The sequence below is a fragment of the Pseudomonas sp. BR20 genome, from assembly GCF_050780135.1.
Taxonomy (GTDB): Bacteria; Pseudomonadota; Gammaproteobacteria; order Pseudomonadales; family Pseudomonadaceae; genus Aquipseudomonas.
Genome location: NZ_CP172012.1, coordinates 883,590 through 899,992, shown reverse-complemented (window position 1 = coordinate 899,992; position 16,403 = coordinate 883,590). Strand labels below are relative to the sequence as shown.

Sequence of the window (16,403 nt, the reverse complement as noted above, 5' to 3'; positions counted from 1 at the left end):
AAAAGCCTGCCCGTCGGATGTCGCTCAAGGAATTGATATGTCGCCCTGGCTGACGGTTGTAGGCATCGGTGAAGACGGCTTCAAGGGGCTGGGCAGGAATGCCCGGCATGCCCTGTTGCGCGCTTCGCGGATTATAGGTGGCCAGCGCCAGTTGGACCTGTTGCCGGTGTGTATTCGCGGTGAGCGCCAGGTATGGCCGAGCCCGTTCTCCCTGGAGCCGGTACTGGCGCGGCGTGGCGAACCTGTGTGTGTGCTGGCCAGTGGCGATCCGATGTTCTATGGCGTGGGCGCCAGCCTGGCGCGGCAGGTGGAGGCTGAAGAACTGCTGATTTTGCCGGCGCCGTCGTCGGTGTCATTGGCGGCGGCGCGGTTGGGCTGGCCGTTGCAGGAGGTGGTGACGCTGTCCGTAGTGGCCCGGCCGGCGGCGGCGATCAATGCGCATCTGGCCACAGGTGTGCGTTTATTGGTACTGAGTAATGACGGCGGCAGTCCCGCGTTGATTGCTTCGTTGTTGGCTGAATCCGGGTTTGGGCCCAGCCGATTGACCGTGTTTGAACACCTGGGCGGCGCGGATGAGCGACGCATCGACGGTTTGGCTGAGGATTGGCAACACGCCTCGGTCGCCGATTTGAACCTGGTCGCCATCGACTGCCTGGCTTCCAACGACACACCACGTCTGTCGCGCCTCGCTGGCTTGCCCGATTCCGCCTTCCAGCACGACGGCCAATTGACCAAGCGCGACGTCCGCGCCATGACCCTCGCCCGCCTCGCCCCGATGCCCGGCGAACTGCTGTGGGACGTGGGCGCGGGCAGTGGCTCCATCGGTATCGAATGGATGCGCGCCCATCCGAGCTGCCGCGCATTGGCGATTGAAGCAGACGAAGGCCGCCAGGGCCTTATTGAACACAACCGCGACGCCCTCGGTGTGCCCGGTTTGCAGTTGATTCGTGGCAAAGCCCCGGAAGCGTTGCACGGACTTACAGCACCCGACGCCATCTTCATCGGCGGCGGCGTCACCCGCGACGGCGTACTCGACACCTGCTGGCAACACCTGCGCCCCGGTGGTCGGTTGGTGGCCAATGCCGTCACCCTGCAAAGTGAAATGACCTTGATGAACTGGCGCGCGGAACACGGCGGCGAACTGACGCGCATCCACGTCGCTCAGGCCCAACCGCTGGGTGAATTCGATACGTGGCGGCAGGCGCTTCCAATCACCCTGCTGGAAGCGGTCAAGCCGCGATGAAACGCATCCTGCTGCTGGGCGGTGTGACCGAAGCACTGGCTATCGCGCGCACCTTGGGGTCGGCGCATATCTACAGCCTGGCGGGTGTGGGGCGTGTGCCGACCGATCTCACCTGCCAGGTGCGTGTCGGCGGGTATGGCGGCGCTGAAGGGTTGGCGCAGTTTGTTCGCGACGAACAGGTCAGCCTGATCCTCGACGCGACCCATCCGTATGCGGCGCAGATCAGCCGCAATGCCGCCGAGGCTGCACGGTTGAGCGGTGTGCCGTGTTGGGCATTGCGTCGCCCCGCGTGGCAACCGCAGGCCGGCGATGACTGGCGAGAGGTCAGTGACTGGGCTGAATTGATCGAGGCCTTGAAACCCTTCAAGCGTCCATTGTTCACCTTGGGCCGCGAGCCGTTGCAGCACCTTGATGAAATCCCGCCCGAGCACTTCTGGACGCTGCGCGCGCTGGATGTGTATCCGGGAAATGAGCGGTGTGAAGTGATTGGCGCGCGCGGGCCGTTTCTGCTTGAAGATGAACGCGCGTTGTTTGAACGGCGTGGGATTGATGTGCTGATCAGCAAGAACAGTGGCAGTACCGCCACCGAGCCGAAGCTGGAAGTGGCGCGGGAACGAGGGGTGCCGGTGTTGGTGTTGAAGCGGCCGGTGTTGGCTGTGGTGGATCGGGAGTTCGCCACAGTGGCGGCGGTCTTACAGGCAATCCAATCTCCCTGAACAACGCAGTTCAAATGTGGGAGGGGGCTTGCTCCCGATGGCAGTGTGTCGGTCACTGATTTATTGGCTGATCTACTGCAATCGGGAGCAAGCCCCCTCCCACATTTTGAACTGCGTTGTTAGCTGCCCGCGGCGGACACCTGCCCAACGCCGCGGTGTACCCGATCAGCCAACAACTGCGCCAGTTCGATCAACTGCGCAACGCCAAGCAACTCCTCGCGTTTCGAACCTTCCAGGTCAAACGCCAGGTCGCAACTCAGCGCATTGGCCGAGGCGAGTGTTTCGCTGAGGTTGACCAGCAGGTCTTCGGTGCTGATGCCATCTGTCACGGTGAACAGCCGGACGGGGGGATTTGGAGTGGGTTTGATCATTGTGAAGCTCCTTAATCTAAGTGGAGCTGCCACTGATCGCCGCGATGCGATGGGGGTGGCAGCTGTGCGCAGGTTCGCGGACCGGAGATCAAGGAAGCCGGCATACCCGAAGGTATCCCGCGCACAGCTACCATAGCGCCACACAGTAGACGAAAAAAGCGTCAACTGAAAGGAGGCAATGCTTAATCAATCCGGGCCGCGGCGCCCGTCCGCTGAGTTTTCAGCGGTGTCCGGAGACTAGAAATTGAGTTTCCTACCGGCAACCTCAAAGAGTTGTCGGAAGTTTCTGTGGAACGAATTCATATTCGGGCTGCGCGGCGGATCAAGGAGAATTTACCTACATGCGTAACGGAACCCGCTGACTACCTAGAACCGCATACCCTTGGCGATGATCCTCGACGCTTTGTCCTACGGCGTAAACATGAGGTTCACATGACTAACAAACCCCGTACGCAGCACCTGACTCGACCTGCTGAAAGCACAATTATCGAGCACATAATCGCGAACCCAGAGTTCGCGCACGCGCTAAGCCTTGAGGCCGACGAACTAAAATTGGATGAACCCGAAGTCGCAGCTCGATTAAACCAATGGCTGGAAAAAGCCCAATACCTATCTGACAGAAAGACAACGTTCACAGTTTTCGACGCTGCTGACCATCTCCACACACAAGAAGATATGGATGCTTTCCTTGAGGCCTGTATCGAAGAAGACCCAGGCGATGGCTCATTGATCAAAGTGGCGCGAGCCGACATTGCCCGCGCGACTCGCAGGCTCAACGCCAAGCAATAGCCAAACACAATCCAAAATGTGGGAGGGGCGTTGACTTGAAGATCGGCATCCCCTCGATTCCCCGTCTATCCTCAAACCCAGCACTGCGACACCAAACCACACCACTACTTTTTACTTATCCCCCCCGATCAGGCTAAATACCCGCCTGATCGTTTAACCTTACGGATTGTCCGCCATGGCCCGTCAACGCTTTGCAATTGCCTGGATCGCCTGCCTTGCAGTGCTGTTCAATGCCTTTGCCATGCCGATGGCCAGTGCGATGCAACAATCCAAGGACCCCATGCAGCAATTGCTGTGGGGCAGTTTCTGTTCGTCCAATGGCGCCAGCCTGAAGACCATTGCCCTGGGCAAGCTGGAAATCCCGGCGCCGCAGCAGGACGATCATTCCACCATGCAGCATTGCTGGTGTTGCTCCGGCTCGGCGCCGTTGGTGGCGTTGCCGGGGCATGTGCCGCAGTTGTATCTCACGCGATTTGAGACGGTACAGCGTCAACCACACCCCCCATTGCAAACCCCCACCCCGCGCCAGCAGTGGCCGAGCCTTAACCCCCGCGCCTCTCCAACGGTTTGATCGTCTTCGCAAGTGAACTGCGTTTAGAACCGTTCTGGAGAACTGCCATGCTTAAATCTTCCCTGCTTCTGGCTGCGTTGCTGCTGCCGGTGTTCAGTGCTGCCAATGCCGAAGACTACAAGGCCGGCGACCTGCTGGTCAGCGATCCCTGGTCCCAGGAGTTGCCGCCGAATGCGCCGACCGTCGCCGCGTATTTCGTGATTCATAACACCGGCGCGACCCCGGATCGCCTGCTCAGTGCCGACACGCCGGTGGCGGACAAGGCCGAGCTGCATGAGCATGTGATGCAGGGCGACTTGATGAAGATGCAGCAAGTCCCCAGCGTTGCCGTACCGGCCAAGGGTGACCTGACCTTCGCGCCCATGGCGTATCACGTGATGTTGCTGGGCCTCAAGGACCGCAGCCTGCTGGCCGATGGCAAGCAATTCCCACTGACCCTGACCTTCGAAAAAGCCGGCAAGGTCGAAGTGGAAGTGTCGGTGCAGAAAGCGCCGCCGATGGCCGGTCACGAGCATATGCACGCTCAGTAAGCCAACCTCGATGGGCGCCCCTCGCGCCAGGTTATCTCCACACCGCCGCGTGATGCGCGGCAGTTGGATCAGCCTGTTCGCCATGCTGATGATCTTTATCGGTCCGCTGATTTCCCAAGCGATGCCGATGGATCATCACGCCGGTATGTCGATGAACATGTCCATGGACATGCCCGGCGAGCATGGCGAAGGCCACCACCCTAAAGCCCCCGACGAACATCACGCGCTCTGGTCCAAGTGCGGTTATTGCGACCTGCTGTACAGTTGCCCGGCCCTGCCTGGCAGCGTGTCATTCGTGGCCATCGGTACCCCGCCGCCGGCCAATGCCCTCACCCCCAACCCGCGCCTGGGCCATGCCCGGCAGAGCATTTTCCCCGGCGCGCGCAGCCGCGCCCCGCCCATCGCCTCGTAAGCACCTGACACCGTTACTTCACCCCGGCCGACTTTAGACAGACAGCCGCAGGCTGCTGGCCGTGTTGTTTACGATTGATTGATGGAATTTGTCATGTCCAGGTTTACTGCTGACTCCCGTTTGGGAAGTACTTCTGTGCTCGCTGCCCTATGCGGCGCCCTGCTCGCCCCCCACGCTCAGGCCGATGAGCACGCCGAACATGAGCTGACGCCCACGGTGATCACCGCGATCGCGCCCAGCTCGCCGCTGACCGTGATTACCAACCCCAAAGACCCGCGCCAACCGGTGCCCGCCAGCGATGGCGGCGACTACCTCAAGACCATCCCCGGCTTCGCCCTGGTACGCAACGGCGGCACCAATGGCGACCCGGTGCTGCGCGGCATGTTCGGCTCACGCCTGAACATCCTCACCAACGGCAGCATGATGCTCGGCGCCTGCCCCGGCAGGATGGATGCACCGACCTCGTACATTTCGCCGGAAACCTACGACAAGCTCACCGTGATCAAAGGCCCGCAGACCGTACTCTGGGGCCCTGGCGCGTCGGCCGGCACCGTCCTGTTCGAGCGCGAACCGGAGCACTTCGGTGAACTCGGCACGCGGCTCAATGCCAGTGTATTGGCCGGTTCCAACGGGCGCTTCGACAAGGTCATCGATGCCGCCGCTGGCGGGCCGCTGGGCTATGTGCGGGTGATCGGCAACCAGGCCCATGCCGATGACTACAAGGACGGCAACAACGACACCGTCGCCTCGCGTTACGACAAGTGGAATGGCGACGTTGCCGTCGGCTTCACCCCGGATGCCGACACCCTGCTGGAGCTCACCGCCGGCCGTGGCGACGGCGAAGCGCGTTACGCCGGGCGCGGCATGGACGGCTCGCAGTTCCTGCGCGAAAGCCTGGGCCTGCGCTTCGAGAAATCGAATATCGGCGAAGTGCTGGATAAGGTCGAAGCCCAGGTCTACTACAACTACGCTGACCACGTGATGGACAACTACAGCCTGCGCACGCCCTCGGGCACCGGGATGATGGCCGGGCCCATGGCCTCCAACGTCGATCGCCGCACCCTCGGCGCGCGCATCAAGGCCACCTGGCGTTGGGCCGACGTGCAACTGATCAGCGGCCTGGATGCACAGACCAACGAGCATCGCCAACGCAGTAGCATGGGCATCGACACCTACAAGGATTTGCCCAAGGTCAAGGACGCCAACTTCCACAACTACGGCGTGTTCGGCGAACTCACCTGGTACGCCGCCGACCGTGACCGCCTGATCACCGGCGCACGCCTGGACCGCGCCTCGGCCAAGGACTTCCGCCAGACCACCGGTTCCGGCATGAGCGCACGCGCCAACCCGACCGCCGACGACACCCGCGCCGATACCCTGCCCTCGGGCTTTATGCGCTACGAGCACGACCTGGCCGACAGCCCGACCACGCTCTACGCCGGCCTGGGCCATTCGGAGCGCTTTCCGGATTACTGGGAGTTGTTCTCGCCCAACACCGGTGCAGTCGGTTCGGCCAACGCCTTCGACGGCGTGAAGCCGGAGAAAACCACCCAGCTCGACTTCGGCGCGCAGTACAAAGCCGACAACCTCGAAGCCTGGGCCTCGGGCTACGTCGGCCAGGTGCGTGATTTCATCCTGTTCGACTACCGGCCGGGGATGATGGGCACCACCTCCCAGGCGCGCAATGTGGACGCGCGCATCATGGGCGGCGAACTGGGCGCGGCCTACACGCTGACGCAACACTGGAAAGCCGACGCCACCCTCGCCTACGCCTGGGGCAAGAACAGCAGCGACGGCAAGGCCCTGCCGCAAATGCCGCCGCTGGATGCACGTTTCGGCCTGACCTACAGCGAGGACGACTGGAGCGTCGGCGCCCTGTGGCGGGTGGTGGCGGCGCAAAACCGCATCGACCAGAACAAGGGCAACGTGGTCGGCAAGGACTACGACAAGAGCGGCGGCTTTGGCGTGTTCTCGCTGAATGGTGCGTATCGCATCAACAAAAACTTCAAGGTCAGCACCGGCGTCGACAACCTGTTCGGCAAAGCCTACGCCGAGCACTTGAACCTGGCCGGCAACGCCGGATTCGGCTACCCGGCCAACGACCCGCAGGCCATCAAGGAGCCGGGGCGCACCCTGTGGACCAAGGTGGACATGAGCTTCTAAAAGCATCGGGGGCAAGCCCCCTCCCACAGTTGGAATGCATTCCACATGTGGGAGGGGGCTTGCCCCCCGATGGCGGCCTGACCAACGAGAAAAATTCAAGCTTTGCGGAGCATCCCTGATGACCACTCAAAAAGTTTCCTTCTACAACCTGGCCTGGCGCTGGCACTTCTACGCCGGCCTCTTCGTCGCCCCTTTCATGGTGCTGCTGGCCCTGACCGGCATCATTTACCTGTTCAAACCCCAACTCGACCCGCTGATGTACGGCGACCTGCTCAAGGTGCAAAGCGCCGAGCACGCACTGAGTGCCGACGAACAATTGCAACGCGCCCAGGCGGCCTTTCCCCAGGGCAAGATCAGCAAGTACCTGCCACCCGTCGACGCCACCAGCAGCGCGCAATTCGTGATGCATGACGGCGGGCGCGAAGTGACGGTGTTCGTCGACCCCTATCGCGGCACCGTACTCGGTGAGCAGGATGCGAAAAGAAACCTGCAAGCCATTGCCCGCGCCCTGCACGGCGAGTTGATGATCGGCACCGTCGGCGATCGCCTGGTGGAACTCGCTGCCGGTTGGGGCGTGATGCTGGTGGTGTCCGGCCTGTACCTGTGGTGGCCGCGCGGCAAAACGTCGGCCGGCGTGTTGTGGCCGCGCTTCACAACCCGTGGCCGCGTGTTCTGGCGTGATCTGCACGCCGTCACCGGTTTCTGGGGCGCGGCGTTTTTGCTGGTGATGCTGCTCAGCGGCATGACCTGGACCGGCTTCTGGGGCAAGCAATACGCCGACCTGTGGAACACCTTCCCGGCGGCGATGTGGAACAACGTGCCGCAGTCCGACCAACAGGCGCGCGTGCTCAACACCGCGACGCAACAGACCGTGCCCTGGGCCATGGAAAATACGCCGATGCCGATGTCCGGCGATCATGCCGAACACATGAAGCACGGCGCCATGCACGCCGCTCCCGCAGCCCCCACCGTCAGCCTGCAACACGTGGTTGACCTGGCCACCGCACGCAAGGTCGAGCCCGGCTACAGCATCACCGTCCCCACCACCGCCGAGGGCGTGTTCACTATCGCCGTGTTCGCCGACGACCCGCGCAACGACGCCACGCTGCACGTGGACCAATACACCGGCAAAGTCCTCGCCGATGTGCGCTGGGCGCACTACAACACCGTGGCGCGGGCCACCGAGACCGGCGTAATGCTGCACGAGGGCAAGATGTTCGGCTGGGTGAACCAGCTGATCGTGCTGCTGATCTGCCTTATGATCCTGCTCAGCGCCGTAAGCGGTGTGGTGATCTGGTGGAAGCGCCGTCCCCAGGGCGGCCTGGGTGTTCCGCCGTTGCGTCACGACCTGCCGAAGTGGAAAACCGCGATGGTGATCATGCTCGGGCTGGCGATCATTTTCCCGCTGGTGGGCGCCTCGTTGATCGTGGTCTGGGCACTGGATCGCCTGGTGTTGTCGCGGCTGTTTACGCAACGTCAATCCACCACAGGTTCGACATAAACCGGGTGAGATGCCCTCGCACTGACCACCACGGGGCGACAGCACCCTCTCGCTGTCGCCCCGTGGTCTGTGCTTTATCGGCCTGACGCGCTAACGCTTACAGCTCATCGCGGTCACGAATGCTCAGCGGTTCATCCTCTTCCGGGCCCTCGATTTCCGGGCCATTGGAACGCTCCAGTTGTTGTTCAGACAACTGCCCTTCGTTCATCCAGAAATCATCCTTATCCAGGACAAACAGCTTCCCGACCTTGACCAAGCCCTTCAGAAAAACGCTGGGATACACGTTCGGACCCGCCACCAACACCTGGCTTTCCTGAGGCGAAAAGCTCGGCAGATACTTCAATAACCCACCGCCCAGACACGACAGGTACAGCGCCGCGGGCTGACGAGTGCCGCCCCGTAATACGCGAATGAAATAGCTCACGGACGACGGTGCCACAAAGTTGCGGATCAGGGCTTGGTCCCTGGCTTCACGGCTGTCCGTGACCGGCATGCTGCTGAACAACAGGTGAACGCCTGCAACAGCGTAGCCTGACGGGAAGTCCGGCATGGGTGCAGGTGGCACCGCCGGTTGGACCGCACCCTGGGGCCCGCTGTAGAACAAGCGCAGAATCAGCGACTCGGCAAGCCCTGCGGCGACCGGCAACGTGGCCAGGAACGAAGCCCCCCCGCCATTGGCAAGCACCGCAGAGAGGTACTGCTGACTCTGATAGGGCGACAGTCGGCGCTTGAGGTCACGCACGGCGTCATCGCCGTGGGAAAACACCGGCCCACAGGCCGCCGCCCACGGTGGGACAAAGATCTCGGCTACGCCAGGCTGCCAGAACTGATCGATACGATTGCGCGTGGTCCAGATTCGCCCCGGCACAAGGGTGTCCAACTGGCCGATTGCGATAAGGTCATGCACGTAACTGAGCACCGTCCTCACGCCATCGCGCAACTGCTGCCGAAGCTCGACCAGTCGCCCCCAACTGTCCAGTTGAGCATCGGTGCCCTGGTACTGATACTGAAGCAAGGCTCCGTCCTGGCACGACAGGTAAAACGCCAGTTGCTTGTCCTTCACCCCCTGCAAGGCGAAGCGGATGCCGGTGTCGATATCCGTAGGAGAGAAGAACGCCTGGCGCAGCGGATCACCGACGGGGGCCAGGGTTTCGTTGCTGGCACACAGATAGAAACCCTCCAGCCCATAGTCCTGGGGGAGCAGGCCATGGGGAAAGACTTGCCCAAAGTCACGATAGCTCTGGCGTACCAAGGGCAGGCTGGCCATGTAGCGCCCGTTTTTCTTCGACTTGAAGACGTAGCCGAATTGCAGGTGTTCGCCATGCCTGCGGTGCTCATGGGCATAACGCACCGCATCCTTCTGCTGGGTGAAGATCGGACTGAACGCCGGGTCTGCCAGCGCGTTTCTGATCATCAACGGCTCGACCTGAACCGCAACGAACGCCCCGGTTATCCTGCGTGGGATCCCCCAGGCCTGGCTGCCCTCCACCACGCGCAATACACCGGCATTGCCCAGGCGGGTGACGAACTCGGCGGGGGTCAATTCGCCTGTGCGAATCTGACGTTCGATGCGGTTTTCCAAGCGGTCCCCGCGGATCAGGTTCAGCGGCACCAGGTCCTTTTTCAGTTGTTCTTCCAGGGTGGTATGGCTGCGGGTGTAGCTCAGTACACAACCATCGGAGCCCAACAGGTACTCGCGGACCAGGCTGGCATCCTGGCCCGAGAGGGCCGCAGAAATCACCCGGGTGGACAGCATGTTGCGGTAGAGGCTCTCCTGCCGGGCTTCCAGCGCAAACGGCAGGTCGCGAGGCGAGCTCGAGCGGTAGCGCGCGACAATGGTATGGCCCCCCGGGAAACCGCCGGTACTGACCACTTCGTCAGGGAAAATCCACTTGGGGTCAAAGTCTTCCCGAGGCACTTTCAGGGGTTCGGTGGTCACGAACAAACCATCCGGACGCTTGAGAATCAAGCCGCCCATCAACCCGTTACTCTGGAGCAGCGAGCGCGCATGGCGTGCCGCGTCGTCTTGATCGTGGAACGCCGGGCCCAGACGACGGCGGATGAAATTGGCATACGGTCGCCATTGTTCGGTGCCGGGGCTCACCGCGCCTCGTCGGTCCCAGCACTGGCTGCTGTACAGCACCCGCAGGTCACCGGCGCGGGCGACCAGTGAAATATACCGGCGCGTATCGAACGCGCCATTGCGCAGGCTCATGCCTTCAATCGTCACGCCCTCGTCAGCGCTTGGCGCCTTGAGCAGGGTGGAAGCTTGGGGCTGGTAACGCAACAGGGCACCATCCAGGGTCGACAGGTAGACCGGCAGCGCACCGTTGGTGGACGCGCGGGGCAGGTACCGGGCATCTTCTTCGGCACGCAACAGCACCTCGGGCGTGACAAAAAACTGCGTCAGCCAGGCCTCCAGGGTCGGTAATCCCGAGGGTTGCCATTGCTGTGAATAGAGCAGCCCCACCAGCACGAAATTTTGCACAAAACTTCCACCCCCCAGGTAGCCACTCCCCCTGGAAGCATCGCTCAACCAACGCCCGTTGGTACTCATGGGTAAGAGTTCGCTGACCACGTACTCATCCGCCTGCGGGTGCTTGAGGATGTACGCGGTACACCCTTGGGCATCCAGGTTCCTGCCGTACCCGCGAACATGGGCATTGATCGCGGCCGCGTCCTGGCTGCTGAACACCGCACCCAGCGCCGGGGTTTGCAGCGCAGCGGCGGCGTACTCGAAGTTCGGCGTCCAGTCGTTGTAGACCCTGCCGCGCGGGCCCCACAGGGGGCTCTGCACAAGCACCTGCAGACTGCCCGCATCGGCCAGCCGGGTAACGATGTCCACCGGCTTGAGCGCGCCCGACTCCAGCCGCTCGAAATAGCCATTTTTGCCCGGCTCGCGGGTGGTATTGCTCTGTACCAGCAGCTCCCTGTCCGAGCCACTGGGGGTGTAGCTGATCAGGTTATTGGGCGAACCGCTCAAATAGGCCGGCAACCGCGACTGAATCACCGAGCGGATCTCCACATCCGAGAACAACGTGGTGTTGACCTCCAGGTCGGTCAGCGTCCATTTCAATCGCTGCTGGCGTTCCCGATCACCCGCAGACAGCGCCGCGTGGGAGGCATAGCGCGCATGAATCCGGTAGCCCGCGGGTGGCACCAGTGCCCCATTCCCCACGATGGGTGTCAGCAGGTCGGCGGCGAATCCATCGCCGTGAATGATCATGGGCTCGGTGAACACAAATCGCCCCGTTGTGCCCTTGAGGATATAACCGCCATAGGCGGTTCCCCGGCGAAAGCCGATCTTCTCGTGGGCATGACGTGCGGCATCATCGGCGGTGAGGAACGCGGCACTCAGTGACACTGCAGTCGAGCCCAGTGGTAATGCCTCGCTGTCATGCACCGGCCCCAGCGTGCTCCAGAGCCCGCCTCGCTGAACCACCACCAGGTCGCCGGCACGGGCCACCCGGCGAACAAAATCCCGGGGGGACAGCGAGCCGTCGAGCAACGCCGCTTCATTGCCTTTGTCGGTGACGGTTTGGCCGTCGAGGGTAAACAGCTCATGGGCGGACTCGGCACTCGGGACCTGCCAGTGCAGCAAGGCATTGTCAGCGGTTCGCAGGTAGAGCTTGAGCCCAAGGGAGGCGATCTGGATACCTGTGGTGGCCAGCGACTGCGTCATCACATCCACCAGCAGCGCTGGCGACGCAAAGCGCTTATACAGCCACGCGTCCTCGGGCGGCAGTTTCTGCGGTGCCTGGGCCGAGTTCGCGTAATAGAGCCCCACCAGGCGGTAGTTCGATACCAGCTTCGGCTGGCCGTTTTCACGCACTGGAAACAAGCTGCCCAAGGTGGTGCCCGGAGCCGCCGGCAACGTGGCGATATAACTCGGGGCCGTTCGGTGCTTGAGTACAAACCCCACGGCGGCACGCCCCGATAGATCACGACTGTTCAGGGCGACCAACACAGCGGTGTGCCCCATGCTGGTCTGAGGGCTAAAAAACGGCTGGTCCTGCACCGTGGCCTCACGGCTGACCGGGCTGCCCAGCGTCCAGCCCTTTACCACGCAACCACGAATCCCGCCCCACACTTTGTTGGCGACCACCACCCGCAAGTCTCCGGCTTGCGCCAGGTTCCACACGGCACCTTCAAATGCCGTGAACGGCACCACTGGCTCGGCCCCGGTCATCTGTCGCAATAACACTTGCTCTTCGTTCGAACCACTGCTGGTGTACTTGAGCAACGAGCCGTCAGGCCCGGACAGATAATGCACCGGAGTGAAATCACGGTGGGTCAGGGCAAACACCTGATCGGCATTCGAGAAGAAGCTGGTGAACAGCGCCACCTGGCCCAGGTTGAAGCTGGGATTGTGCTGCTTCACCTCGCCGGTGTCGGCGGGGTGGGAATGATAGAGACCCTGACACTCATAAGAAGCCGGGGCGATGAAGTGCCCCTGATCATCGGTGGCCAGGATGCGCTGGAAGTCGAACCGCACCTCGTCACCCGCAACCGGCACCGTGGCGAAATAGTGGTTATCGCGCTTGAGGATCGCGCCGCCGTACTCCTTGTCCCGCCGCTCGCCAATACTGGTGTGAGCCCAGTAGGCGGCGTCATCGGGCAAGGCAAAGGCGGGGCCGACCTCCGGTTCGGGAATGTTCGAAAAAGGCCGCCAGTTATCCACCACCTCCCCGGCCTGGTCCCAGATCCGGCTGGTACTGAGCACCTGCAGCGTCCCAGCCATTGCCACCTTGTGGACGTAAGCCTGCGGGGTCAGCACACCCGTCAACAGCGCGCTTTCAAATCCGTGATCGTCCACAGTGGTGCCTTGGACGCGATAGAGGCCAGCCTCCTTCTGCGAATAGGAAAACCGGTACGCAAGCACCGCGTCGTCCGGGGCCCGTAGATAAAGACTCACGCCCTGCTCCGCCACTTGCTCACTGGGGATCAGACGCGCCTGCTGCGCCGCCGTCGCCAACCCCAACGCCGGGAAAAAGCTGCGATACAGCCACGGCTGTGCCTCCGGTACCCGGGATCGCGCCGGGGGGGCGTCGCAGTAAAACCCTTCGATGACAAACCCATCAGGCAGTACATAACGACCGTCCTGGTTCCACATCAGAAAGTCCGTCATGGAGAACCGCGGTTGCTGAGTGCCCAGCGCTGGGGTCGCCAGGTATTCCGGCTGGCCACTACGCTTGAGGATCAGGCCGATGCGCCAGGTGTCCTGACTGGCAGGCAAGCCCTCCACGGCAGCCTGGATGGCATCGGTGGGCGCGGTGCATACGGCAGACAGCAGAGGCAGCACACCCGTCGGTGTGTCTTCGAATGCCTGATAGGGTTGCCAGTTTGCCGGCACCACGCCTCGAGAACCGCCCCACAGGGCGCTGGCGGTGACAAAACTCAGTTCCCCCAGCACCTGCATTTTTTTTATGAAACCCTCCAGCGTCCCATCGCTGCCGAAAGGGCCATCGGCAATTTCTCCCAACAGCCACTTGGCGTACTGTTTTTCCGCAAATGTGCCACTGGGTCGATAGCGAATCAGTGAGTCATCCGGCCCGGACACGTACGAAAGCGCGAAGTTTTTTTGCCAGACGATGTCGGCGGCGGCGTCCCACGTGGAGAAAAAATTCAGGTGTGCTTTCACCTGCTGAGGGGAAAAACTCGGATTGCTGCTCGCTACCACGTCATGGTCCGCCGGGTGGGAATGGTAGAGCGCAGCCCGCTGATACCCAGGGATCGACAAGAAGCTGCCATCGGCATGGGTGCTCAACACCTCGCGCACATCGAACTCAAGCTCTTTGCCATGCACCGGTTCGGTGGCGAAAAAATAGCCGCCAGGGTTTTGCAGAATCACCCCGCCGTACTCTCGTTCGCGTCGCGCCCCGATACGTCGGTGGGCCCAGAGCGCCGCGTCATCCGGCGAAATAAACGCCGGACTCAAGGTCGGCAGGGCCACCACCCTGTCGACGCCGCCCGGCCGGGATTTGGGCGGCGGTACTGCCGCAAAGGGTTTCCAGTGTCGGTCGACAACGGCGGCCGCCCCCCATAACCCATTGCCCAGCACAACCCGCAATCGGCTGACCTCTGCCAGCTTGCGTACGACATCGGCGGGCTTGTAGGTACCGTCCGCCAACTGCCTGGAAATCAGGCTGCCTTGGGTCGCCGGCGCAAAAAAACGGGAGAACTCGGCCTGGTCCGGCGCCTGGGGTTCCAGCACGACCAGGCTGTCCACAGCGCCCGAGAGATAGCCCGGCACTTGCAACTGATGAACACGGTATGCCTCGACATCCGAGAAACTCTGGGCGTGGACGCTGATATCGTCCTGAGTCCACCTCATCTTGAACGCGCTATCGAGGTCCGCGGACGACACCGCCCTGTGTGAGCCGAACCAGCCCTGCAATTGGTAACCATCGGGCAGTGCCAGTTGTTTGCTGTAGGTATCCCAGGGAAAGAAACCCTCGAACCCAAAAGGGTTGGCACCCGTTTCCAGCAGTTCGGTCAACACGTAATGCTGGTCGGGATGCTTGAGTATCAGCGCCCCATATTCACGCTCACGCCGCGCGCCCACCTGCGCATGGGCGAACCGCGCCGCCTTGTCGGCCGACGAAAACGATTGGCCCAGCGTTGGTTTTTTGAACGGGAAGGTTGCATAGGGTACCCAGCCACTCTCGACCACACCTTCCACATCCCACAGCGGGCTGGTCTGCTCGACGCTCAACTCACCGGCTTCGGCCACCCGCGCCACAAACTGACGCGGGGTCAACGCCTGCTGAAGGTCTGCCTGCTCAGTACCGAGCAATCGGGTTTCCGCCGGCGAGCCACTGAACCGGTAGCGCAACAGCGCATTGTCCCGGGTGCGCAGGTACAACGAGATACCCAGCACAGACGGCGACGCATGCAGGTAGCGACGGGATGTGGCGATGTAGGCTGCCAGCTCCTCGGGGCTGAAGAACTGCTGGTACAGCCAGGGTTCTACCGTGGGGAACAGCGCCGGCACCGGCCGCGACAAATAGAAGAACCCATGCAGGTGAAAGCCCTCCGGCAACAACGGCCCGCCCGCGAGCAACGGCAGTTGGTTATCGACCGGCAATTGCGCTGCGCTGCTGAGGGAAAAAGCCTGGGTAGCGACGAACTCATCACGCAGCTCATGTTTGAGCACCATTGCCATCTGGTGCACGTTGGGCGTGCGCCTCATGCGGGCCTGCGCAGCATTCAGTGCCCGCGTCACATCAGGGTAGAGCCCGCCACACGCAATCGTCTCACGCCCTGCCTTCAAGGGCAGGTAAGGCTGCCAGAGATGATCGATGACGCCACTGACGCCGCCCCAATCCGCGTTGGCGACCAACAATGACAGGCGCCCCAAAGACGCCACCTTCTTGATGAAACCTTCCAGCGAGCCGTCGTGCCCATCCTCAGGCACGGCGGTGCTGACGTTATCGATCCAATCGACAAACCTGCGCTCGGCTTCGGAGAAGCTGGGCAGGTACTTGAGCAGTACACCATTGGGGCCCGACAGGTAGGCAGCGCCAAACGCGCGCCCTTCATAGTGATTGAAGACAACGTCCCGCTCAGAAAAAAAATTGTTGAAAATACGCACCTGAAGGTCGCGGAACCGTGGGTTCTTCGCCTTCAAATCGGCAAATTGCTCAGGGTGGGAGTGCACCCCTCCCACCAGTTTATAACCCGTCGGGGCGAGAAACTCGTTGCGCGCCCCACGCGCCAGCAGCAATGAAAAATCGAAGGTCACCGCCTTGCCGGGAATCGGCTCGGTGGCAAAGACCTTGTTATCCGCCAAGCGCAGGAGAATGACGCTGCCGTATTCCTTGTCGCGCTTGTTGCCGATGCGCGCGTGCACATAACGCGCGGCATCGTCGGCACTGATAAATGCAGGACTGAGCTTGTACTGAATGCCTCTCACCGCCGAGGCGGCCGCTCGTTTTTCTCTGGGTAAATACTCTTCCATGACACTTCCTTGATCACGCTCATTGTCGGTGCTCACCCGCACCGGGCTTGCAGAACGCCAGCCACCCAACAGCGTCCTCGCTTGGACCACAGCGAGGGCACTGCATAGTTATCCAGTTTTTTGGGGGCACAGCACTCTTTAGGCGCA

General features: G+C 62.0%; 10 protein-coding genes. 8 read left to right on the top strand and 2 right to left on the bottom strand.

Annotated features, from left to right (window positions below):
• Window positions 1-37: 37 nt before the first annotated feature.
• Window positions 38-1,243: a precorrin-6y C5,15-methyltransferase (decarboxylating) subunit CbiE gene (gene cbiE, locus ACHPFG_RS03910; RefSeq protein WP_431701649.1), complete on the top strand. Its 1,206-nt coding sequence runs from the start codon at window positions 38-40 to the stop codon at window positions 1,241-1,243.
• Window positions 1,240-1,959, top strand: a complete 720-nt coding sequence (locus ACHPFG_RS03905; protein ID WP_431701648.1) for a cobalt-precorrin-6A reductase — start codon at window positions 1,240-1,242, stop codon at window positions 1,957-1,959. Before cbiE ends, ACHPFG_RS03905 begins: the two co-directional genes overlap by 4 nt.
• 119 nt (window positions 1,960-2,078) lie before the next feature.
• Here the strand turns inward: ACHPFG_RS03905 and ACHPFG_RS03900 are convergent, their stop codons facing one another.
• Window positions 2,079-2,330 carry a DUF6124 family protein gene (locus tag ACHPFG_RS03900; RefSeq protein WP_259244691.1) on the bottom strand — a complete coding sequence of 84 codons (252 nt, stop codon included), beginning with the start codon at window positions 2,328-2,330 and terminating at the stop codon, window positions 2,079-2,081.
• A gap of 432 nt (window positions 2,331-2,762) precedes the next feature.
• On the opposite strand from ACHPFG_RS03900, the gene ACHPFG_RS03895 reads away from it, so the two are divergent.
• The 6 genes from ACHPFG_RS03895 to ACHPFG_RS03870 all read left to right on the top strand — a co-directional run bounded on the left by ACHPFG_RS03895 (window position 2,763) and on the right by ACHPFG_RS03870 (window position 8,296).
• The gene (locus tag ACHPFG_RS03895) at window positions 2,763-3,119 is read left to right on the top strand and encodes a DNA-binding protein (RefSeq protein ID WP_184745368.1); all 357 of its coding nucleotides are present in this window, start codon (window positions 2,763-2,765) and stop codon (window positions 3,117-3,119) included.
• A gap of 175 nt (window positions 3,120-3,294) precedes the next feature.
• A complete protein-coding gene (locus tag ACHPFG_RS03890) occupies window positions 3,295-3,690 on the top strand; it encodes a DUF2946 domain-containing protein (protein ID WP_339451366.1) in 396 nt (131 codons plus the stop codon).
• Window positions 3,691-3,737: 47 nt separating this feature from the next.
• Window positions 3,738-4,220, top strand: a complete 483-nt coding sequence (locus ACHPFG_RS03885) for a copper chaperone PCu(A)C (protein ID WP_259244690.1) — start codon at window positions 3,738-3,740, stop codon at window positions 4,218-4,220.
• Between the two features lie 10 nt (window positions 4,221-4,230).
• Complete coding sequence (locus ACHPFG_RS03880) at window positions 4,231-4,632, top strand: DUF2946 domain-containing protein (RefSeq protein WP_167655533.1); 402 nt, start codon at window positions 4,231-4,233, stop codon at window positions 4,630-4,632.
• Window positions 4,633-4,725: 93 nt separating this feature from the next.
• Entirely contained in the window at window positions 4,726-6,795 is a 2,070-nt protein-coding gene (locus tag ACHPFG_RS03875) for a TonB-dependent copper receptor (RefSeq protein ID WP_431701647.1), read from the top strand.
• Between the two features lie 118 nt (window positions 6,796-6,913).
• Window positions 6,914-8,296 (top strand): PepSY-associated TM helix domain-containing protein, encoded by a 1,383-nt coding sequence (locus ACHPFG_RS03870; protein WP_431701646.1) that lies wholly within the window; start codon window positions 6,914-6,916, stop codon window positions 8,294-8,296.
• A 97-nt stretch (window positions 8,297-8,393) separates the two neighbouring features.
• On the opposite strand, the gene ACHPFG_RS03865 is transcribed toward ACHPFG_RS03870, so the two are convergent.
• Window positions 8,394-16,256, bottom strand: coding sequence for a DUF4329 domain-containing protein (locus ACHPFG_RS03865; protein ID WP_431701645.1), 7,863 nt, complete (start codon window positions 16,254-16,256; stop codon window positions 8,394-8,396).
• Between the last annotated feature and the right edge of the window lie 147 nt (window positions 16,257-16,403).